This is a genomic window from Paraburkholderia sp. FW306-02-B (assembly GCF_058782725.1).
Genome location: NZ_JBYSXZ010000002.1, coordinates 2,418,149 through 2,439,260, shown reverse-complemented (window position 1 = coordinate 2,439,260; position 21,112 = coordinate 2,418,149). Strand labels below are relative to the sequence as shown.

Annotated in this window: 20 protein-coding genes and 2 pseudogenes; 12 read left to right on the top strand and 10 right to left on the bottom strand. The window is 58.0% G+C overall.

What is annotated here, in order from left to right; translation table 11 throughout:
• Nucleotides 1-236: 236 nt before the first annotated feature.
• The 6 genes and pseudogenes from AC3WOG_RS32255 (at nt 237) to AC3WOG_RS32230 (ending at nt 3,545) form a co-directional block, all read left to right on the top strand.
• Nucleotides 237-524, top strand: coding sequence for a helix-turn-helix domain-containing protein (locus AC3WOG_RS32255; RefSeq protein ID WP_492581813.1), 288 nt, complete (start codon nt 237-239; stop codon nt 522-524).
• Nucleotides 525-877: 353 nt separating this feature from the next.
• Nucleotides 878-1,264: an AbrB/MazE/SpoVT family DNA-binding domain-containing protein gene (locus AC3WOG_RS32250; RefSeq protein ID WP_492581812.1), complete on the top strand. Its 387-nt coding sequence runs from the start codon at nt 878-880 to the stop codon at nt 1,262-1,264.
• Nucleotides 1,265-1,939: 675 nt separating this feature from the next.
• Complete coding sequence (locus AC3WOG_RS32245; RefSeq protein WP_492581811.1) at nt 1,940-2,677, top strand: ATP-binding protein; 738 nt, start codon at nt 1,940-1,942, stop codon at nt 2,675-2,677.
• 178 nt (nt 2,678-2,855) lie between these two features.
• Nucleotides 2,856-3,032 (top strand): annotated as a pseudogene (locus AC3WOG_RS32240) (HU family DNA-binding protein); the annotation flags it as partial.
• 8 nt (nt 3,033-3,040) lie between these two features.
• Nucleotides 3,041-3,247 carry a hypothetical protein gene (locus AC3WOG_RS32235; RefSeq protein ID WP_492581810.1) on the top strand — a complete coding sequence of 69 codons (207 nt, stop codon included), beginning with the start codon at nt 3,041-3,043 and terminating at the stop codon, nt 3,245-3,247.
• A gap of 61 nt (nt 3,248-3,308) precedes the next feature.
• Nucleotides 3,309-3,545, top strand: a complete 237-nt coding sequence (locus AC3WOG_RS32230) for a hypothetical protein (RefSeq protein ID WP_492581809.1) — start codon at nt 3,309-3,311, stop codon at nt 3,543-3,545.
• Nucleotides 3,546-3,583: 38 nt separating this feature from the next.
• On the opposite strand, the gene AC3WOG_RS32225 is transcribed toward AC3WOG_RS32230, so the two are convergent.
• Genes AC3WOG_RS32225 through AC3WOG_RS32210 form a run of 4 tightly spaced genes read right to left on the bottom strand, consistent with a single transcriptional unit; the run spans nt 3,584 to nt 6,696 of the window.
• The gene (locus AC3WOG_RS32225) at nt 3,584-3,808 is read right to left on the bottom strand and encodes a tautomerase family protein (protein ID WP_492581808.1); all 225 of its coding nucleotides are present in this window, start codon (nt 3,806-3,808) and stop codon (nt 3,584-3,586) included.
• A gap of 35 nt (nt 3,809-3,843) precedes the next feature.
• Nucleotides 3,844-4,821 carry an EamA family transporter RarD gene (gene rarD, locus AC3WOG_RS32220; RefSeq protein ID WP_492582524.1) on the bottom strand — a complete coding sequence of 326 codons (978 nt, stop codon included), beginning with the start codon at nt 4,819-4,821 and terminating at the stop codon, nt 3,844-3,846.
• A complete protein-coding gene (locus AC3WOG_RS32215) occupies nt 4,790-5,725 on the bottom strand; it encodes a LysR family transcriptional regulator (protein ID WP_492581807.1) in 936 nt (311 codons plus the stop codon). The genes rarD and AC3WOG_RS32215 overlap by 32 nt, the downstream gene beginning before the upstream one ends.
• A complete protein-coding gene (locus tag AC3WOG_RS32210; protein ID WP_492581806.1) occupies nt 5,722-6,696 on the bottom strand; it encodes a quinone oxidoreductase family protein in 975 nt (324 codons plus the stop codon). The genes AC3WOG_RS32215 and AC3WOG_RS32210 overlap by 4 nt, the downstream gene beginning before the upstream one ends.
• Before the next feature lie 257 nt (nt 6,697-6,953).
• Between AC3WOG_RS32210 and AC3WOG_RS32205 the strand changes: the two genes are divergently transcribed.
• From AC3WOG_RS32205 to AC3WOG_RS32195, 3 genes are all read left to right on the top strand, one after another.
• Nucleotides 6,954-7,865 carry a MurR/RpiR family transcriptional regulator gene (locus AC3WOG_RS32205; protein ID WP_492581805.1) on the top strand — a complete coding sequence of 304 codons (912 nt, stop codon included), beginning with the start codon at nt 6,954-6,956 and terminating at the stop codon, nt 7,863-7,865.
• Nucleotides 7,866-7,927: 62 nt separating this feature from the next.
• The gene (locus AC3WOG_RS32200; protein WP_492581804.1) at nt 7,928-8,404 is read left to right on the top strand and encodes a twin-arginine translocation signal domain-containing protein; all 477 of its coding nucleotides are present in this window, start codon (nt 7,928-7,930) and stop codon (nt 8,402-8,404) included.
• Nucleotides 8,401-8,604 (top strand): hypothetical protein, encoded by a 204-nt coding sequence (locus AC3WOG_RS32195; RefSeq protein ID WP_492581803.1) that lies wholly within the window; start codon nt 8,401-8,403, stop codon nt 8,602-8,604. The genes AC3WOG_RS32200 and AC3WOG_RS32195 overlap by 4 nt, the downstream gene beginning before the upstream one ends.
• A gap of 454 nt (nt 8,605-9,058) precedes the next feature.
• Here AC3WOG_RS32195 and AC3WOG_RS32190 read toward each other — a convergent pair whose 3' ends face one another.
• The 3 genes and pseudogenes from AC3WOG_RS32190 to AC3WOG_RS32180 all read right to left on the bottom strand — a co-directional run.
• Nucleotides 9,059-10,204, bottom strand: coding sequence for an NAD(P)/FAD-dependent oxidoreductase (locus AC3WOG_RS32190; protein WP_492581802.1), 1,146 nt, complete (start codon nt 10,202-10,204; stop codon nt 9,059-9,061).
• 38 nt (nt 10,205-10,242) lie between these two features.
• Entirely contained in the window at nt 10,243-10,584 is a 342-nt protein-coding gene (locus tag AC3WOG_RS32185) for a RidA family protein (RefSeq protein ID WP_492582523.1), read from the bottom strand.
• Nucleotides 10,585-12,257: 1,673 nt separating this feature from the next.
• Nucleotides 12,258-12,995: pseudogene (locus AC3WOG_RS32180) on the bottom strand (transposase); the annotation flags it as partial.
• A 329-nt stretch (nt 12,996-13,324) separates the two neighbouring features.
• On the opposite strand from AC3WOG_RS32180, the gene AC3WOG_RS32175 reads away from it, so the two are divergent.
• A complete protein-coding gene (locus tag AC3WOG_RS32175) occupies nt 13,325-13,513 on the top strand; it encodes a 4-oxalocrotonate tautomerase (RefSeq protein WP_492581801.1) in 189 nt (62 codons plus the stop codon).
• Nucleotides 13,514-13,586: 73 nt separating this feature from the next.
• On the opposite strand, the gene AC3WOG_RS32170 is transcribed toward AC3WOG_RS32175, so the two are convergent.
• The 3 genes from AC3WOG_RS32170 to AC3WOG_RS32160 all read right to left on the bottom strand — a co-directional run bounded on the left by AC3WOG_RS32170 (nt 13,587) and on the right by AC3WOG_RS32160 (nt 17,837).
• Nucleotides 13,587-14,264 carry a GntR family transcriptional regulator gene (locus AC3WOG_RS32170; RefSeq protein WP_154566709.1) on the bottom strand — a complete coding sequence of 226 codons (678 nt, stop codon included), beginning with the start codon at nt 14,262-14,264 and terminating at the stop codon, nt 13,587-13,589.
• A gap of 408 nt (nt 14,265-14,672) precedes the next feature.
• Entirely contained in the window at nt 14,673-16,124 is a 1,452-nt protein-coding gene (locus AC3WOG_RS32165) for an NAD-dependent succinate-semialdehyde dehydrogenase (protein WP_492581800.1), read from the bottom strand.
• 69 nt (nt 16,125-16,193) lie between these two features.
• Complete coding sequence (locus AC3WOG_RS32160; RefSeq protein WP_492581799.1) at nt 16,194-17,837, bottom strand: choline dehydrogenase; 1,644 nt, start codon at nt 17,835-17,837, stop codon at nt 16,194-16,196.
• 358 nt (nt 17,838-18,195) lie between these two features.
• On the opposite strand from AC3WOG_RS32160, the gene AC3WOG_RS32155 reads away from it, so the two are divergent.
• Together AC3WOG_RS32155 and AC3WOG_RS32150 are read left to right on the top strand one after the other, a co-directional pair.
• Nucleotides 18,196-19,818, top strand: a complete 1,623-nt coding sequence (locus AC3WOG_RS32155; protein ID WP_492581798.1) for an APC family permease — start codon at nt 18,196-18,198, stop codon at nt 19,816-19,818.
• Between the two features lie 92 nt (nt 19,819-19,910).
• Nucleotides 19,911-21,092, top strand: coding sequence for an NAD(P)/FAD-dependent oxidoreductase (locus AC3WOG_RS32150; protein ID WP_492581797.1), 1,182 nt, complete (start codon nt 19,911-19,913; stop codon nt 21,090-21,092).
• Nucleotides 21,093-21,112: the final 20 nt, after the last annotated feature.

The following is a 21,112-nucleotide window of genomic DNA, read 5'->3' as shown; positions in this document are numbered from 1 at the left end:
CTTGAGGTAACTAACTGACATCCTGTCGACTTCCTGTCGTGCAATTCACCCGTCGTCCGTTCCCGCGGGCAACCAGTGCCCGCAACCAGATATCTTCGCTACATGGCCTCCGGCAGTCGTGTCCTGCGCGGGTACGTCTCACACGGGAAATCGCTGATGGTAACAAATGAATACTATAGATTGTAGTTCTTTAGTGTTCGAAATGAGTACATCAGGTCCTTTATGGGAGGACTTGCATGCGCTCCGAGGCCGAGTTCGGCAACGCACTGAAGCGACTTCGCGAAATAGCCAATGTCACGCAGGAAGATTTTGGGCTGATCTCCAGCCGGACGTACATAAGTACGATCGAACGGGGTCTGAAGTCGCCCACACTTGGAAAGATCGAGAAGTTAGCGGGAGTGCTTGGAATTCACCCGCTTACATTGTTGACCGTTGCCTACATGGACCGATTCACTCCGAAAGATATCGATCGGGTGACGAATGTTCTGCGCACACAGTTACTGGAAATCTTCGAAGAAAAGTGACAGTAACAGCGGCGTGTGACCGCGGTGGTTCTAGTTGACAATCTATACCTCTCCGTACTGGAAGTCGTCGAGTCCGCTCCGGCGGTGCTCGCTACTTTGGCCGCCCCGATTCGTCGAGGGCCTGGAGGCGGCGCATGCAGGAGTGCCGCGAGCCGGGCCTATCCCGTGTTCACTTCGCCCGGCCATTTTGGGTACCCATCCGAACTCTGGCTTTACAGCACTCGAAACCTAGCGGGCCGACTCCCTTCGACTGCCGTACAGCTCGACTTTCGATATGGTGCTGAGCTTGTGCCGCTGCGGCATTCCGTTATATGCGACGATGTTGCAATTGCGCTGCGAGAGTGGAGGCACAGATGGGACGGTCACTGATGGAAATGCGCAGTCTGGCTGCGGAGTTTCCCGATGCAACCAAGCGCATGAAGGCCTGCTTGAGGGCAGCAGGGCGTGTCGTGACGGATGAGCAAGTGGTCTGGGCGTGGTCCGAGTATTCGGAAAGCGTATGCGCCAGTTGGTTACTGCTTCCGGAGTCCGATGACGATTTGGTAGCGTTGCTTTTGAAGCATTGGCCGGCATGCGAGCTTCACGCGACAGGCTATATCGCGACGCTGACTGCGGGTGACTTCGGCGGAAGCCCCCAGCTTTCGCTGCCGGAGGAGGTGATTCGCAATATGGGATGGAAATGTGGAGATGAAGTGGAGTTACAGCGGCAAGGCGATAGTCTCGTTGTGCGCGGACATTGAAACCCTTGTCAGAGTTTGCCTACCGCAGCCGCTGGGATCACCACTGAACTCACTCTACGTGACTGGACACGCACTGCCACGCCAGCACGGATGCGTTGTCGAGCCGACGGCAGCTCCCGCCGGTTAGAGGACGTTCGCACAACGTCAGGCATCGACCGAGAAGGGGCACTCTCGGCCGCTCGATGCCTGACAGGCCAGGCTGAATGCGCTCAGTTTTTCGCACCCTGACGGGCCTGACGGATGGCCGCGATAACGCGGGCTATCGACCCCTTCAGTTGCGGACACAATCCCGCGCAGAGAATCAATCACGCCAGCAGGGCCGCGCCGTGCGCCCGCGGGTAGCCAGCGTTCGCGCAACCGGTGCGCCGCGATGCGGCCAGGAAGCCGCACAGCACGCAGGGCACGGGCAGCGATAGGCGCCCGATCGCGGCGGGAGTTTCATCGGACGTTGTCAACGGTGAACACGACTGCGCAGGGCCAGCCTCACGGCGACGTCATGCCCCGCTCATGCTTGGACTTGCTTGGAGAGGCGTGCCGCGCCAGTGGTAGCGGATCCAGTTCGACCGCGCGCCGATTGCGCAACGGTGCGCCGATCGGGTAGATCCTATGAGCAGGAGGCGTCGACGAACTGATACGTAAAATCAGCGTGTCAAGTCCTGTTCAAAGGAGAACATCATGCGCACGGATCAGACATTCATCACCCGCGGTGAAGAAGCAATACTTGCCGTGTCGCTAGAGTTGGCCGGGGCGAAGTGGAAGGTCGCGCTGCATGACGGCCGGCGCGAGACGCCCGCCGTGCACGCCGTCGTGCAGCCACAGGCCGCCGCCCGCGTGCAGGCAGTTCTGGACCTGATCGAACACCACAAAGAGAAGTGGTTGCTGCCTGCGGACGTGCGGGTGGTCGTGAGCTACGAGGCCGGTCAGGATGCCTTCTGGATCTGTCGTGCGCTGCAGGCGCGCGGCATCGAGTGCCATGTCGTCGATCCGGCGAGCATTCCGGTCGAACGCCACAAGCGACGCGCCAAGACCGACAGGCTCGATGTCATCAAGCTGGTGATTAACCTGCGTGCGTGGCTGCGCCGCGAGCGCGACCGAATGCACGTGGTGCATGTACCATCGCCGCAGGATGAGGCGTCCCGCCAGCTAATGCGCGATCGTGGGCAACTGCAAAAGGAAGTGCGGCAGCACCGCGACCGGATGCGCAAACTGCTGGCCACGCTGGGCTGCTGGGACGACGTCTTCCCGGACCCCGGCATGACGGTGGCCGCCATCGACCGGCTTGTCCATCACTCGACGATCTTCGAGCTGAATGTCGAAAGCTATCGGCGCCGCACAGCCAGCGACAAACAGAAGGAGCGACGCCGTCAATTACCCGCTGACAATCCGAACGGAGCGACAACCATGCCCAGCTAAACAGCGACAATCACCTCGGCCGACCGGTCAAGATGTTTGTCGGTAAACCGGACGTCCTGCTTGACGCTGTCCAGGCGAGTGCGTGCATTGCTGGTCGAGATGGCGTGGACCTGGCCGGAATGGTGCCGTCCTTCAGATAGCGCCACAGCGCAATCGCGAGGCGACGTGCGACCGCTACGGTGCGCGCGCCGCGCGGGTCGGCCGCAATCCGGCGACCGGCGCCGAGATCCAGATCCCCGCAGCGAAGACCGTCAAGATCACGGCGGGCAAGGCATTCAAGGATGCACCTGGTAGCATCGGTGGCGAGATGCTGCGACGTGCCGCGGCCCCTTCGATTCGCTGCACATCTATATAGACAGCCGTATGGAAAAGAAACGATCGCGGACCCGGCGCGAAACCTCGTGCCCAACGATCGGTGCGTTACTGCGCTACCGGACGCGCATCGTGCGCGTCATTGCGGAAGCCCGCGGGCAACGCGCGATGATCGAATCGCTCGACACCGCAGGCAGGACCTTTGTGAGCACGGTGAAGTGGGTCAGCCTGCGTGAGCTGGGTAATCAGCTTTTCTGAAGCTGGATATCTTCGCGGGCCGATCGGTCAGTCATTCAGGGATGCCTGCGGATCAGATACCTTGACTCTGTGGCAAGTGCTTGCTCATCCCATCGCACTGGATGCGGAAATTTGCTGCTCGTATACTGGCGCTGACATCGGCAAAGGAAAGAGTATGCGGCGCGTGATTGTCCGGTCGTCTCCAGTTCACGGCAAAGGCGTGTTCGCCATGCAGGCGCTCACGGTGGACGAGCGCGTGCTTGAGTACAAGGGTGAAATCACTTCGTGGCGCAATTGGGCCCTTCGGGCCCGACGCTGACCTTATCCTGCGCCGGGCGGTTGAACAGATTAGTAGCCCTAACAGGGCTTTTCAATCAGCGAGTCCAGTCGTAGAAAAATCGTTCTCACGTAGATCTCGGGCTTCCACTGAGCTTTGGCGAGCTCGGCAATGCCGCCGGAAAGAGAGCCATCTGTTGAGCCGAGGTGTCGTTTTAAAACCTCGGTGAGGTCCGAAGCGATGGTCTGTCGGGCTTCAGCAGTCAGTTCCGGACGTTCGACAAACAGCAGCTCGATTTGTGGCAAGGTCTATTCATCCTCGAGATCAAGAAACGACAAGGCTAGGCTGGTGAACCAAGGAACTGCCTACGCATATGTAACGCGCCGTCTACAACAAGTAGCCCGACAGCGGTCCAGATTGGAAGGTATGTCAGCATTTCGTGCGGCTTTATCCGCTCGCCGACTGCGAGCGCCACAAAAACGATGAGTACCGGCTCAAGATATCCGAGAAGGCCAAACAGGCTGAAGGGTAGCTTGCGACTCGCGAGAATGTAGGACATGAACGCAGCCGCAGTAAGCATTCCCAGTAGCGGTACAAGGACGTAAAGACCGGGCGCGCGCTCGAAGGCTGCACCGACATTGGGATCCTTGAAGATGAAGTAAATCGCCACAGGAAACATGAGGAGCATGTCGAACCAGAGACCGCCGAGATTGTCGGTTCCCAGGTTCTTGCGCAGGGCAAAATAGACCGGGAAACCTGAAGCCACGAAAAGGGCGACCCACGAGAAGTGGCCGACAACGTAAAATTGATGCAGGACGCCTAGCGCGGCGCTTGCCGTAGCCATATTCTGCAGAAGCGAAAGCCTTTCACGGTAAAAGACCCGTCCCACCAGCAGGAGGGTCAAAGGGAGCATGAAATATCCCAACGACAGGTCGAGGCCGCGATCATTGATGGGAGCCCAGAGGAAAAGCCATTGTTGAGAGCCGAGGAGTGCGCTGCTTGCGCAGAGTCCTATTACGAGCTGGGGCTCTTTTCTGATTCGCGCGAACAGAGCCGTGACGTGCCGTGACTCTTTTCCTACCACCATCAGAATCGTGAGGAACGGTAGTGTGAGAAGCATGCGCCAGGCAAAGATCTCTTTCCCATCAAGGGGGGCAAGAAGCGTTGCATAAAAGTAAAGGCCAGCAAAGAGGGTTGATGAAGCTAATGAAGACGCGATACCGAAGTTAAGCAAAACAACACCGTACAAGTTTTGGGAGTACTGGATGAGCCGTTGGAAAACGCACTCAGGAAGCTGAATGGTTCCAGATCGGACCATTTTCAAATTTGGACACCAGCCAGTCCTTGAACGCTACTGTCTTGGCCGGTGAAAAACGTGCAGAGGGCCTTACAAGATAGACCGCTCCCGAGCCATCGAGCTGCCACTCTGGAAGAATCCGGACGAGCTTGCCGCTATTCAGGTCTCGGCTCATGAGCCACTCGCCCGCGCCGAGGATGCCGACTCCGTCGCGTGCCGCGGCCAGCAATGTTTCGCTGTCGTTAGCGGTCAGCGCGCCTTTCGGCACGATTGTTTCATGCAGGTCTCCCTTGACCAGACGCCATTCCGGGAAGGTTGCGAGTCGCGTAAACCTCAGACAGCTGTGCCGGAGGAGGTCCTTGGGGGCGTCAGGCAAACCATGTCGTTCCACGTATTCGGGTGAAGCGCACAGAATACGATGGTGGTCACACAGTTTTCTCGCAATCAACCGGTTGTCACTGAGTTCACCGATTCGGATGGCGGCATCAAAACCCTCTGCGATGATGTCAACGAATCGCTCGCTGTAATCGGCAATGATGGAGACTTGGGGGTGCTTCTCAAGAAACTCAGGCAGCATCGGACCGATCCAGAGGCGTCCCATCGCGGCCGGAAGAGCGAGACGCAGGACGCCTCGAACTTCGGCGGCGCCGGACGAGGCCTCCTGTTCCGCCTCTATGATCGAGCCGATGGCGGACCTTAGGCGCTCGACAAGCTTCACGCCGGCATCCGTCATCCTGACATGCCGTGTAGAGCGCTCGATCAACCGCACACCCAGCCGTTTTTCCATTGCGGCAACCCGCTTCGAAACCACGGTTGGATGACGCTCAAGGTGCCGCCCGGCCGCGACGAAGGAACCTTCGGAAGCGACGGCAAGTAAGGCGGCAATCTCGTCTGTGTGCGTTGTATCGAGCGCTGTTTGATTCATGGTGTCAGAATGATCGCTCCTGCTGACTTACCGTTTTCAAGGTCGGAGTGCGCCGTTACTGCATCTGCCAGCGCGTAAGTACGCCAGATATGTGCCGAAATCGTACCTGCTGCCAGCGCGGACAGAACGTCCTTGGCGCGCTGCTGGTACTCGGCCGCGGTGCTCGTGTGGGCCACGATCGAAGGGCGCGTCAGGAAGAGTGAGCCTTTTGCATTCAACGTCGAGAGTTCCACCGGGCCAGGAGCGCCGCTCGACGCTCCAAACGACACGAGAAGACCGCGCGGTCGCAGACTGTTCAGTGACGCTTCAAAGGAGATCCGGCCAATCGGGTCGTAAACGACGTCGACTTTGCGGCCATCAGTTACCTTTGCCACCTCGTCAGCGAGCGTGGTGGGATTAAAAACAATCACGTGGTCGCAGCCTGCGTTCTTGGCGATCGGAACACTCGCGGGCTTCGATACGACGCCAATGACGGTTGCTCCCAGCGCTTTTGCCCACGGCGCCATAATCTGGCCTACGCCGCCGGCAACACCGTAAAGAAGTACGGTCGCTCCCTGTGCGACTGGAAACGTTGACTTCAGAAGATATTGTGCAGTAATACCCTTGAACAGAACTGCTGCTGCATCTTCGCAGGATACGTTGTCGGGAAGAGGCACGAGTCTTTCGGCAGGGAACAGACGTGCGCTTGCGTATGCGCCAATGGGACCTGTCGCATACGCGACCCGCTGCCCGACCTTGACGTTGTCGACGCCTTCGCCGACTGCGGCGACGCGACCCGCACCCTCAAGCCCCAGCCCGGAAGGTAGCGGGATTCGCACGGCTCCATTTCGCTGAGTGACATCAAGATAGTTCACGCCGATCGCTTCCTGCTCGAGCCAAACCTGACCTGCTGCCGGGTCGGTTTTTTCGCCGCTAATGACTTTCATCACATCTGGCGATCCTGCTTCGGTAATCCTGATTACGCTAATCATCGCGACTCCTGAGTGGACCAGTGGTTTTCCCTACGGAAACCATTCTGATAGCTGCATCAGATAAAAGCAATTATTGTAATTTGCATTTCAATGCTGCATCAGGCGCAGCAATATGAGCTATTTTCGTTGAAATGGTAAAAATTACCAATGAAGAGCGGCCGCCAAAACTGCCAGCGTCTTTGGGGGAAACCCTAGATAGCAAAATGATATCGGTAGTGGATACTACCAAAAACACCAACTCGGTAGCGAGAATTTTAATGGACCCGACTTCGACCTTCTCCGAGTACATCGAGGAAAGCTTCGCCAGACTCACTCCCGCCCAGCAACAGATGGCGCGATACATCCTTGATCACAAGGAGCAGGTTGCTTTCCGCACTGCCAAGCAACTGGCTGAGGACACCGGCCAGAGTGATGCGGCGGTCATCCGCTTTGCGCAGGCGATCGGATACGGCGGGTATATGGCGTTGCGGGAGTCGCTTCGCGAGAGCCTGCTTCAGCGGGTCGGAGAAAGCGGTATCCCCGAGCAAAGCGGACTAAAAAACGAGCAGGAGCTCAAATGCGCCATCTTCGAGACTGACGCTGCTCTTGTTCAGCAGACCGCTCAACGCAATGCCGACGAGACTGTCTCGCATGTTGCGAACATGATCGTTGGCGCGCGGCGCGTCTACATTAGCGCACACGGGACTTCCTACTCCCTCGCCGTTCATCTCGCGATGCAGTTGAATCACTGCATCGGAAAAGGCGAGGTCTTCAACATGGGCAATGGCGACCTAGCCGACCGGCTTCGCGGCGTTGGCAAGGAGGATGTGTTCATCGGGATAGGGTATCTGCGCTACCTGCCGTACACGATAGATCTCATGAAGGCGGCCCGCGATGTGGGTGCGCAGACTGTAGCAATCACCGATCGCGCTTCGTCTCCGCTCGCCGAAATAGCCGACAAAACGCTCTTTGTAGCGCGCTCGGTCAGCTCGCCAGCCTGGTGGTCGCAAGCGGGCACGCTCACCTTGACTAACTGGCTCATTGCACTGGTGCTGGAGCGCGACGCAGCAAATGCAAATGCCCAACTGACGGCTTCCGACGAGCACCTCAAGCAGCTGGGTCATTGGCAGAGCGCTGGCAACGATAAGGACGAGTTTTCGTTGGCGAACCGGGCGAAGCCCAAAAACTGACCGGATAGCAGCATCCGACCATATCAATCAACCTGCAGATTAAGTACTCCTACTGGACAATCATGAAAAAAACCGACCTAATTCGGAATGAAACAAGTTTCACCAGTCGTATTGATCGGCGCATGTTTCTCAAACAAACAGCAGCGGCCGGCGCGGCACTTGCGGCACGTCCGTTGTTTGCCAAGGATGCAGGCCAGGTGGTTGTGCGCGGACTGGGCGGAGCCTATCAGGACGCGATGGACGCGGCGGTCTACAAACCGTTTACCGCTGCGACTGGCATCGAAGTGATCGTACAGCCTTTGACCGCCGGGCAGATCCTCGCGATGGTAGAGGCTGGTCGTGTGCAGGTAGATGTGGCGGATCTTGGTGATCTGCAACTGCTGACGCTCGAAAAAGCCGGCGCACTGGAACCGATCGACTACGACGGCATGAAGCTGACCAATCCGTCCGACCTCCGCGCATCGGTGCGCGGAAGGAACATGGTTGGCAATCTTTATTTCGCGACGGTTGCATCAGCGTCGCTGGCCTGTCCTGCATGATCACGGCGAGCCATCGGCTGAATCTGACACTCTTCGGGCTTCTGACGTATGTCGAGCCCGTGCTGCTTGTTCTGGTGTCGCTTGCTCTCGGCGAGCGGATCGCCCATAACCAGTGGCTCACATACATTTCGATCTGGGTTGCGATCGCGGTGATGGTCGTCGAAGGCGTGTTGAAGTTACGTTACAGGCAGGCGCTATGATCACCTTTCCCCAGCCGGGCGATCATGCAGATAATGAGGCCAGTAGTCGATACGAGTAGCGCGTTGGCGTGTGGAAGTCGCCGGCGCGCGTTCGCAGTCGACAGACGGGCGTGGCGGCTTAGAGCGTCGCGTAGCTACTAACGGGTCCCAATACGCAACCCCAGCAGGCCTGGGATAGCAGCGGCACTTCGCTGAAGGATTCCAGCCTGAATTCCACGCTCTTCGGCTTCTTCGCAGCCGAGAATTCCCCACTGAACAAATCTGCCGCCAACGAAGCGGAACGGTTCAGGTGGCAACGATGGTATCGGTCGGGTACAGAACGGCAATCTGGCCCAGTAGTCTTTCTCGCGCAGGACGAGAGAAGCGAGGCACTGCCCGCCGATGTACGTAGGATTGACCCCATGATTCGAGTAGCCACAGGCGTAGTGCACACCCGATCCGCTGACGGTGCCAATCACCGGAAGGCGGTGAGATGATACGTCCACCCCGGCGCCCCAGATTTTGCGATACCGACATTGGCCAAGCCAAGAAGAAGACGTCGCAGTCCCCGTTCTGCACGTGCCGCCGAAGCGCGATCCGTTCGCAGACCAGTATACGTCGTGCTTCCTCCCTGGCTTATTGGCCCTGAGCCGGATCCCATGAGCACCTGGCCATCGACAGTCTTTCTGAAATAATGGATGAACATGCGGGAGTCAGCGAAGCCTTCCTCTCCCGTCCAGCGCATGTTTTGTAGCTGATCGTCTGTCTGCTCAGTCATGAGCGAATAAGATAAGAATACCGTTACATGCGAATTCAACTCTTTTCGTTTGACCAGCTCAATGTTGGTAGCAAGCACGACGTCCGCAGCGATGATCTCGCCGACCGGCGTCACGATGTGGTTCGGGGTTCCAGTTTCGAGCCCGGTCATTCGCGTCTGTTCGAAGATACGGACGCCTGAGGCTAAAGCGGCCCGACGCAGGGCCCGAGCAAGTCGCACAGGTTGAACCGTTGCTCCCTCGGGATAGAAAACTGCTGCGCGAAACACGGGTGACGTGCAGTACTGCGCTACCTCTTCAGGGGAGAGTAGTCTGGCCCTGTCGGGCTCGCCAAGTCTCACGGCCGCATCGACGCCGGTCTTCAGCTTTGCGTCCTGGTTGCGGGTGGTTGCCACCTTGACGTTTCCCGCCTCGCGCCACCAGACGTCGCGGCCGGGAGCGGTGGCAAATTTCCTGATCGCGTCCTGTGCCCGCGTTCCGGCCCAGGCGATCTGAAGCGCGGCATCGGGACCTAGGTTTGCCGATATACCAGCGAGCGACGCCCAGTACCCGTGGCATTTTCCGCCGTTCTTTCCGCTCGCGCCTGCACCACACACTGCGGCTTCAATCAGTTCGCCTGTTGGATCCGGGGCGCGTTCTTTCAGGAGGGCTGCGGTCCAGAGTCCTGTGAAGCCTCCTCTAACGATAGCCACATCGACGGACATCTTTCCTGCAAGTCGCGGCGTCAATGGGGCATCAGTGTCGGCGGCGAGCGCTTCTGTCAGCCACCACGAAGGATCACCTGAGTAATGCTCGGACGATTTGACGTTGAACGCATAGACCGGACGGAATGGCGCAAAAGACAAAGCGTGAGCGACCTGGCTGGCCGCTATCGGAGACAGTGTCAGACAAATGCCTGCACCTGAATCTCAACGAGGATGTCTTCTCGAGCAAGTCTCGACTCGACGGTGGCGCGGGCTGGCGGGTTCGCGGCGTCGACCGACTCGGTCAACGCAACATTCATCTCATCGAACGAGGCAATATTTTTCAGCCAGATGTTCGCGACTACAATCCTCGTTTTGTCGGTTCCGGCCATGTGCAGATAGGCGTCGATCTGGGAAAGGATGTCGGCGGTCTGCTCAGCGAAGCCGCTGCTGCGATCTTTGGCCGCCAAGCCAGAAAGAAATGCGAAGCCGTTCGTTACGAGGACCTTACTCAAACGACCAGTGACTTTGTGGCGGGTCATCACGACTACCTCAGTTGTTTGATAGCGAAGAAGGCCTGGCGCCGTCGAGATGATCTTAGAAAGAGACTATTTACGTCACGGTCTGGTGCACCCGCTTACATCAAATAGGCTGAAGCGGTTCGCGAAAAAACATCCCGGGAAATAGTCGCGTCTCTGCTCTTCTATGGCGTCTGCGATTCCGAGTGATACGCAGCAAGGTCACTATGCGTTCGGTGGGGCGCTCGCCAAAAACCCTTGATGCAGAACACTCGTGCACCCGGTGCAGCAATCAACTATTCCCCGACGGGCATTAAACAAGCAAACTGCAGAGAAGGGTGGCTGCAAAGCTCTACGACGACGGAAAGGCGGAGCGAACCACTGTCGCAGAGTTCGCGAGCCTGAAGCGGGCCATCGACTACCGGGAAGGTTCTGCATACCAGCGTGCGGTGTAAAGCGCGATTTCCGGGTGATTGAAGGCGTCTTATAGCTTTGCGACGTTTGTAGCAACATTCAGCAGGTCTAGCGCCATTTGATTATGCCCGTCTTGCGACGGGCGGAACCCTACCTACTTCTCCCCGGATGCTTCTGCGTAACGAAAATGTTCTGCCTGATGTGTGCTTTGGCCCGTGGCAAACTTATGGAGAAATCTGCTGCGGACAAAACGCACACCCCCCAACCGGACCTTATGGTTGCCTTGGTCTGATCATGATCGCGAGAGCAGGCGCAGCAGATGTGGCTCCACATCATCTGGATCATGATGTTCTTTATATAGGAGCATCGCGCTACGTCGATAGATGCGGGCACTCCCTGCGCGTGCCGTTGCAGTCTTACAGGAAGCGCGGAGAGAATCACGACATCGATCAATTGCGCATATCTGTCTGGTTGTCAGAATGGACTTCATTCGGGAGAAGAGTTCAACCCTCCGACTGGGCGACGCTGCAGTTATGCGAAAGTCTGGTTATCTTTGAGTATGTAAAGCGATTCGGACGCTATCCAATGCTGAACTAGTCACTGTCTGTTCCACGGTGAAGAGGACCATAATAGGCGGCCGCCGCGGCGCCTGCACCACAGCTCGAGCCACCGGTGTTGCAGTTGGGATTTCATGGGTTGCGGGTTACTCCGTGGTAGGTCGAGACACCGGAGACAAGCATGCCGTATTCGGAGATTGTCTTGCGGGCAACGAAGACTGCCCGCCGGCCTCGTGGATGCATGTGATCGGCGGGCAGTCTTCTGTGGCGGTGGAAGGTGTGACGCATGTGAGGCCAATCGGCGATTTGTGTCCGGCAATCTCCAGATTGTCTTTTTATCGTGATGGGTATCCCGTCTAGCTCGCCGCATGGCGTGTTCTGAGCCCATCTGCGCTCGGAGTCACGAGCCATCTCCGCATCCGGTCAAAGGTGGCGTTGATTATCGGTTCCCACACCACCATCCGTTCCAGTACTGCTTGCGTGACCTCTACAGGGGAGACTTCCCGGTCTTTATAGAGGCGCCTGAGGGTGGTTGCAGAAAGCGCGTGAAGTGAGGTCATGTCGATCCTGGGCTTGTTGAGCAATTTGCGCCCGAGTTGAAGGCGACGCCAGCTCGGGCCACAAATTTTGAAAATGACACGGCGTCGATTTTGAATTTGCTAGCCGATCAGTCGGTAAAGAGACCTAGATGCTCTCAAGAAACCACCCTGCAGTGAAGATCGGTTTTCAGGGAGTTGGTGCGTTTGGCTGGAGCTGGAATCCAAGGGCGGAGGCACGTCGCCTGAGGGCCGCGATGCTGCGCTGCCTTTGCTGTTCCTCGTAGCGCTGCTGCCCCTGGTCGACGAACGCTTCACCGCGGGTGAGCATGAAGTACACCATACGGGCGAGCTTGTGGGCCACCGCGGTGTTGGCGCGCGATTTGTCCGTGCGGGCGCACAGTCGCCGATAGAAGGCGCCGAGGGCCGAGTCGCTTCGCGACAGGCTCATCGCCGCCATTTTCAGCGCCTGCCGGGCGCGGTTGGCAGAGGGGCGGGTGCCTGAAGTCAGGGTCTTGCCGCCGCTGATTTTCGTGGCGGGGCACAGGCGCAGCCACGAACAGAAGTGCTTGACGTTGGCAAAGCGGCTCAGGTCCGGGCCAATCTCGGAGAGGATCGTCATCACGGTTGCCTCGGACAGGCCGTTGATGCGCGTGAGGTCGACGCCCGCCCAGCGCGCGAGCGCGGTACGCGCGTCGAAGCGTGGGGTGTTCTTCTGGCGCTTCTTGTCCGGCCCGACCAGCTCAACGTCGTGACTGCCTAGCGGTAGCAGTAGCGCCTCGATCCTGGCGTCACACTCGAGGATGTGGTGGGCGAGGCTGTCGAACATCGCCAGTGCCTGCCCGAGCACGAACAGGTGTTCCTCACGCCAGTTGCCAGTCAGCGCGCTGATGACGTCATCAGCACTGGCCTTGACGAGTTTACGCCGCCTCTCATGGCAAGCCCAAAGGAGCAGGTTATCAGCTAATATTTACTAGCTTTAGTATACGAAAACCCTGGCTTGTATGTAGCTCCCAGTCTTGTCTCAACTCGGGTCAAAAGGGTGCCACAGAACGTCGATATTGCTTCCCTATAGGCTAGCAAACTGCGGGGGGCTCGCCGCCTACAAGGCGGTGGGGAAAGTCGCCGCCCTCGCATCAAAAGCGTTCAGTGCTCATCTGCAGCATCGACCCTCAACGAATAGTATACGAAAACCATATATGGTATCGTATGCGCTAGCGCATCTGAATCGTTGTTTCGACTAGAAGGAGTGAACCTATGCCTATCGTACGCGTTGAACTGTCACCGGGCCGCACCCACGAGCAAAAGGCGAAGTACGTCGAAGAAGTAACGCGGCTGACGTCAGAAGTATTGAAATGTCCGGTCGAGTCTGTCGATGTGATGTTCATCGAAATTCCACCGACCGACTGGGCCCACGCAGGCAAGTTCTACGCGCAGCCAAAATGATAGTTGTCTCGATCCGAGATCGACTTGTGGCGGAGACCGTCTTCGCGTTGCGATCCCGGCGATCCATGCGGGCTCAGGACGCCTTGATGCCGCGCTGATTGTTGCGGAAATAGCCTTGGACCTCACGTTGCGTCTGCTCAATATGTTTACGCAGCAGACGCACGGCATTTTTCACATCACCTCCCTCGCACGCTTCGAGGATGTTCAGATGTTCGTCGTGCGAGCGATCGTGCTGCGCGGCCATAGTTACACGGAGTCGCAATAGACGGCCCATGTGCTCCTGAACGGAGCGAATGGTTGCGAGCAGGCGCGGACGATCAGACGGCGCGTAGAGTGTTTCATGGAACTGCACGTTCAAATCGCTCCACTCTTCGTTGTTCATGGCCGAGTGGTAAGCTGAAAGCAGTTCGCGCGCCCGAGCGAAGTCCGACGACGCCATATTGGGCACAGCGAGTTCGAGTGCTCGACATTCAAGCGCAAGTCGCATGTCGAGCATTTCGATGTAGTCCATCACCGTAAGAGTCGCAACGACCGCGCCGACGTTTGGCGTGAACTTTACGAGCCCCTCCGACTGAAGTCGCATAAGCGCCTCCCGCACCGGGATCTTGCTCACGCCGAGTTGAGCTGCAACCTCGTCCTGACGAATCGGCGAGCCTTCGGCAAGCTCGCCGTCGAGGATTCGGCGTTTCAGTTCAACGTAGGCGCCTTGAGTAGCGCTCATAGTCTTTTTGAGTACTTTTGTCTGGGCCATGTTCTGCTAGTCCTATCTTTTTCCGCCTTGCTTCGGATGGCGCGTTTCACGCCGCTGGGCAGATGCGACTTCTCACCTGGATACAGCACTGTGGCGGGGGGGATTTCATATACGATAATTATACTATCGGATACGCGTTGCCGTATGCTAGCGTGCGGTCTCTGAATCTGCCTGGCAGCCGGCCGACGGCCGCTAACAAATGGGTGTAGTGATGTGGCGAGCGCTCTAAGGACGCCGCGCGAGGCGCACGCAAATGGACGAAATATCCGCCGCGGAGCGATAGGTGGGTATTTTTGTCAGACATGCATCCCCATCGGAGAACGAGTCGGCGTGGGGAGTGTGCATTTGAACTTCGCAAAAAGCGAAATACGGCGCGCCGGGCTTGGAGGCGCGCCGTCGAGCGTGCGTTCAGCCGTTCACAGGCGGCAGTTGACGTTCGGAAATCATCTTCGTGCGGAGATAAGCCTCCAGCCCCTCTACGCCGCTCTCATGACCGTAGCCAGATTCGTTGACACCGCCGAATGGCGTCTCAACTTCATGCACTGATGTGCTATTGACGCCGATCTGTCCGGCATTCAGAGCCTCGCTTGCTCGCGCGGTCGTCGAACCATCCCGGCTGAACACGTAAGCTGCGAGTCCAAGCGTCAGGGAGTTTGCTCGCGCAACAACTTCGTCAAACGTATCGAAAGGCGAAATGGGGGCGATTGGACCAAACGGTTCCTCTTGCATCACCCGTGCGTGATCCGGGACGTCGCGCAGCACTGTCGGCGCATAGAAGTAGCCCGGGCGCTCAAGCCGCTGCCCGCCAGTCACCACGCGTGCGCCATTCGAGACGGCGTCACGGACCAGCGCATCTATCGTATCGAGGCGGCGCTCGGTAATCATCGGACCTACCTGCACGCCGTCGTCGAGTCCATTGCCAATCACCAGTTGTTTCGTGCGCTCGGCAAACTTGGTGATGAACTGCTCGTATATATTGCGATGAACGTAGAAGCGCGTTGGCGACGTGCAGACCTGTCCGGCGTTGCGGAACTTTGATGCGACCAGCGCGTTGACCGTGTAGTCGATGTCGGCATCCTGAAACACCAACACCGGAGCATGGCCTCCCAGTTCCATGGTGCAACGCTTCAAGGTCTCCGACGCGAGACGCTGCAGGAGCTTGCCGACGGGAGTCGAGCCGGTCAGAGAGACTTTCTTCGGAATCGGCGACCTGATCAGATGTTCCGATATGGGAGCGGGTGATCCAAAAACGATATTAAGTGCGCCGGCCGGCGCGCCTGCATCCTGGAAACAGCGCCCGATCGCAACGGCCGTGCCGGGTGTTTCATCGCTCGGCTTGATAATGATGGTACAGCCAGCGGCCAGGGCAGCACTGACCTTCAGGGCGACGTTGCCGGCAGGAAAGTTCCAGGCCGCGAACCCGAGCGCGGGACCGACGGGCTCTTTGAGCGTCAGCTGGCGAACTCCAGGTGTGCGAGTCGGAATGACGCGCCCATAGGCACGGCGAGCTTCTTCGGCATACCAGCGCACTGCATCGGCGGAAAATTGCACTTCACCGGCCGCCTCATTCAGGGGCTTGCCGTTTTCCTGGGTCAGCGTGCGCGCGATCTCAGATTTCCGTGCCTCCATGAAGTCTGCCGCACGGTTAAGCACTTCATAGCGCTCAACGGCAGTCAGCAGCTTCCACTGTAGGAACGCGCGCTGGGAACTGGCAAGCGCGCGATCGAGATCTGCTGGGCTTGCATTGGGGACGGACGCGATGATTTCGCCTGTCGCAGGGTTGTAAAGCGGAGACGTTTGGCCGTCGCTACCGGCAGTCCATTCGCCGTCGATGAGGAGCTGAAGTTTTTCGGAATACATGGGCAATCTCGCTGAATGGCGCGCGGCGAACATTCACCCGCCGTGCAATGGGTCGATAGGTTGAAGTGGTTATGCGGCGGCCCGCTCAGTCGCGGAGTTATACCAAGGGGCGGCGGAGGGGGCGAGCGGTGTTCGGCCACGCACGTCATCCGCAATCTTCTCTGCCATCATCAAAACACAGGCACTCAGATTGCCCGTGACAATACGGGGCATGATCGATGCATCAGCGACGCGAAGCGCGTCGACGCCCCGCACGAGCCCTCGCGGGTCTACGACTGCGTTGTCGTCCACACCCATTCTGCATGTACCAGACGGGTGATAGGACGTTCCGGTGCTGGACCGCACAAATGCTCTCAACTCGCCGTCCGTCTGCGCGTGTGCGCCCGGTGCGAGCTCTTCGCCGCGGACAGCGTCCCATGCGCTCTGCTTGATAATCCTGCGCGCCAGGCGGATGGCATCAATCATGTCTCTCATGTCGTCGGCTACGGCCAGATGATTGAAGACAATGTCAGGGGCCGCGCCAGGATCACCTGAGCGGAGACGTACATGCCCGCGACTCTTAGGTCGCGACAGATCCAACCAGAACTGAAAGCCTGGAATTGCCACCAGCCGGCCATTCTTCAAGAGGCGCGTGAGCGGCAGGAATTCGAACTGGACGTTCGGATAGTCGAAATGCTCGCTGCTGCGCAGGAAAGCCCCGCTTTCGAAGAAGTTTGTAGTGCCAAGACCGCGCTTGAACAGAATCCAATCCAGACCAAGCTTGACCTGGCCTAGTGGGCCAAGTTGAGAAACGAGTGAATTTTCACGCGTTGTCGCGTACTGAAGATTGACGCCAGGGTGATTTTCGAGATTTTTGCCGATCTGAGGCAGATGGATCTTCACATCGACACTGTGGGTGCGAAGCTCGTTGCCGTCGCCGATGCCGGACAGCATCAGAATTTTTGGCGAATTAAATGCCCCCGCACAAAGAATTACCTCGCGGCTAGCGCGCGCAACCGTACGCTCATCTCTGCGCTGATATTGCACCCCGGTGGCGCGATTGCCTTCGAGCAGGACGCGCTCAACCAATGCGTCGGTCGCTATGTGCAGATTGCTACGCTGGCTCGCTGCATCGAGGTAGCCCCGCGCTGCTGACCAGCGACGACCCTCGTGAATATAGGCCTGCGCGACATGCAGTCCTTCCTGCCGAAAACCATTGTGATCGGGCGTGATTGCGAAGCCAAGCTGCTCACCTGAGCGCATGAAGCACTCGTGGAGCTTGTGGTCGGCCTTGCAGCGGGAGATCCGCATCGGACCATCGCCGCCTCGCCAATCGTCTGCGCCACCGCTGAAACTCTCAAGGCGCCGAAAATAGGGAAGGCAATGTGAATACGACCAGTCGCCGAGTCCATCTGCCGCCCAGCCTTCGTAGTCGAGCGGATTGCCACGGTTATAAATCATCGCGTTGATGGTCGTGCTGCCGCCAATACCGCGACCCCGCTTTTCGTCAATCGAGCGCCCATCCAGATAGGGCTCCGGCCCGGCTTGGTAGTGCCAGTTCAGACGCTTGCTGGCATACGCGAAAGGGAGCGCAGCAGGCATGTCCACGATCAGGGAGCGGTCAGAGCCGCCGGCTTCGATTAGCAGCACCTGCACTGAAGCGTCTTCCGACAGCCTTGAAGCCATCACACAACCCGCCGCACCTGCTCCGACAACGATGTAGTCGTATTCCATTCTCTAACCTTTCAATGGCATTGCCGCCTCCGCCGGACACCTGCGCGGAGCTCTGCTCAGCAGCCTTCCAATTTTGTCGGGCTGTGCTTCTTAAGTGAAGTTATAGTATTCTTATATCCAGAATCGTATACCAAACAAATCTTCGGGGCTACACCGGAGAGCTAAAAATGGCAAGGGTAATCCAAGGACTCAGTGTCACGCATCGCTCCCATCGCTGGTCCGGCAACCGATTAGCTTCGATCGCCGTTGGCAGCGGAGCGTCACTGCTAACGATGCAGTCGGCCGAGGGTTGCGTGCGCTTGTACTTTTGACCCGCTTTGCCGAGGCAGCGGAGACATATCAAGGAGGAACTGCACCAATGTCGGATTCTGGACATTTCAAGAAGACCCTGTCGCTCGTCGATCTCACAATGATCGGTATGGGTACGGTATTTGGCTCCGGCTGGCTATTCGCCGCTAGCCACGTGGCGTCGCTAGCTGGACCAGCGGGGATTTTTTCGTGGGTCATCGCGGCAATAGCCGTGCTCACGTTAGGGGTCGTCTATTGCGAACTTGGAGCGGCGTTGCCCCGTACCGGCGGCGCCATCAGCTATTTGCACATTTCGCACGGACCGCTGATGAGCTACCTCATTGGCATGATTACGGTGATTTATCTGTCCAGCATGGTCGCGATCGAGGTCGTGGCTGCCCGTCAGTATGCTGCTGCCTGGATACCGGCGCTTAGCGTACCGGGAACCGGCAATGCAACGGCGCTCGGGTGGCTCGTGCAGTTTGCCTTTGTCTCGCTGTTCTTCTGGCTGAACTTCTCGAGCGTGAAAACGTTCGCGAGGGCCAACAACATCATCAGCGTTTTTAAGTTCGCAGTACCTGCGCTCATCGTCGTGATGCTGCTCTTTCATTTCAAGGCCGCTAACTTCCACGCTGCGGGATTTGCACCCTCCGGAATGTCGGGCGTTGAAACTGCCGTTTCGTCAGGTGGCGTCATTTTTGCCTTCCTTGGGCTCACGCCAATCGTCTCGGTGGCGAGCGAAGTACGCAACCCTCAACGCACGATTCCATTCGCGCTCGTCTTTTCGATCATATGTTCGGGGGTCATCTATGTCCTGCTTCAGGTTGCGTTTCTTGGCGCGATACCGACCAATCTCCTCGGCAACGGCTGGGCAGCTCTTGGTAAAACGTTCACCCTGCCGTTCCACGACATCGCGCTGCAATTGGGACTGACATGGCTGAGTTTTGTGGTGGTTTTTGATGCCATCATATCGCCGGCAGGTTGCGGGAATATCTTCTTCAATGCTACGCCCCGAGCAATCTATGCATGGGCAAAGTCTGGAACGTTCTTCCGGCTATTCACCCGGGTCGATGCGGAGTCTGGAATTCCGCGTCCAGCTATGTGGCTCGCTTTCGCCCTCTCGATCTTCTGGACCCTGCCGTTTCCCTCGTGGGAGGCAATGATCTCGGTCGTGTCCGCAGCGCTTGTTGTGAGTTACGCCGTTGCACCCGTGTGTGTAGCGGCGCTGCGGAAGAGCTGCCCGGAACTGAACAGGCCGTTCAAGGTAAAGGGGCTGGCTGTATTCGGCCCCCTTTCCTTCGTCGTGGCGACGTTGATTGTCTATTGGTCTGGATGGAGCAATCTCTACTGGCTTTTGGGTGTCCAGATCGTGCTGTACGTGGGCTATCTGTTCGTGATGCGTCGTATGCCCGTCGGCAATCTCAGCATGTTGCAGCAAGTACGGTGCTCACTGTGGCTTGTCGGTTATTACGCTCTCACGTTATTGGCCTCGTATCTGGGACCGTTCGGTGGAATCGGCGTCGTACCGCATCCGTACGATTTCCTCATGGTATGCGCGGTTGCTCTCACAGCCTATTACTGGGGCGCCAATACGGGCGTTCCACGTCAACTTGTTCGTCTCGAGGAAACCCCCGATGACCAAGAGATTGGCAAGCGCGCATCCCGTGGGTTCGCCCACAACTGGTCGTCATAAGCGGAGCCGCCCGTGCGGACGCCGTAATTTTAGGCACCCTTTCCCGTGCCTGATTTTCTGATTTTTTTTGGATCTATTCGAGGTAAATAACCATGCCAGATTTACAAGCGCAGAAATTCGACGTTGTCGTCATAGGCGGCGGCATTCTCGGATCCAGCGTCGCCTATAACCTTCTCGTGCAGGCGCCAGCGATGCGCGTCGCGGTAGTCGAACCGGACCCGACATACGAGTTCGCGTCTGCGCTGCGCTCTTCCGGTGGCTGCCGGGTGCAGTTCTCCTCGCCAGAGAACATCGCCATGTCGCTCTACAGCATTGATTTCATCAAGAATTTCGAGAAAACGATGACGGCTGGCGGCCGTCCTGCGCCGGTGGACTGGGTGCAAGGCGGGTACCTGTTCCTGGTGCCCCCGGAACGGGTCTCGCTGCTTGAGGGAAATGTCGAAATCCAGCGCAAGAATGGAGCGAAAGTCGATCTGCTGTCGCCTAGCGAGCTCAAGGACCGTTTCCCGTCGATCAACATTGAAGACCTCGGCGCCGGTGCACACACGCCGGACGATGGGTGGTGCGATCCCAACGGATTGTTGTGGGGTTTCCGACGTAAAGCGGTGGAGTTGGGCGCCGTCTACATCAAAGATAAAGTGGTGGCCGCCGAAGTCGCCGGGAGCAGCGCAAAGAGCGTCACGCTGGAGAGCGGTGCGACGCTCGCGGCCGACGCTTTTGTCAACTGCGGTGGAGCGTGGTCGGGCGCGATTGCAGAAATGTTCGGCATGGTGCTTCCCATTGTCCCGATGCGCCGGTTCGAACACTACTTTACCTGTGGTAACCCGATTGAACATCTGCCCTACGTTAAAGACCTTAGCCGTCTGGCGTTCCGCTCGGAGGGTAATGGATTTTCCGGCGGTCTCGTCGACAGTAACGAAAAGCGCGGCTTCAACTTTGAGGTGGACCACGACTACTTTGAGAACGTCGTTTGGCCGGCCGTCGCCCATCGCTTCCCGCCGCTCGAAGCTGCAAAGTGCCATCGGACGTGGTCAGGCTTGTATGAGCAGAACGACCTTGATGGCAACCCGGTTATTGGTGCATGGAATTCCCGGCTGGAAAATCTTTACACAGTAGCAGGCTTCTCGGGTCACGGAATGATGCACTCGCCTGCGGCCGGTCGAGGCATTGCAGAATTGATTGTGCACGGAGCATATCAAACCATAGATCTCACGCGGCTTGGCTATGAACGCGTCGAAACGAACACACCTTATCGCGAGGTCGGCATCCTTTGATTCGACTGTCTCAGCGAGTC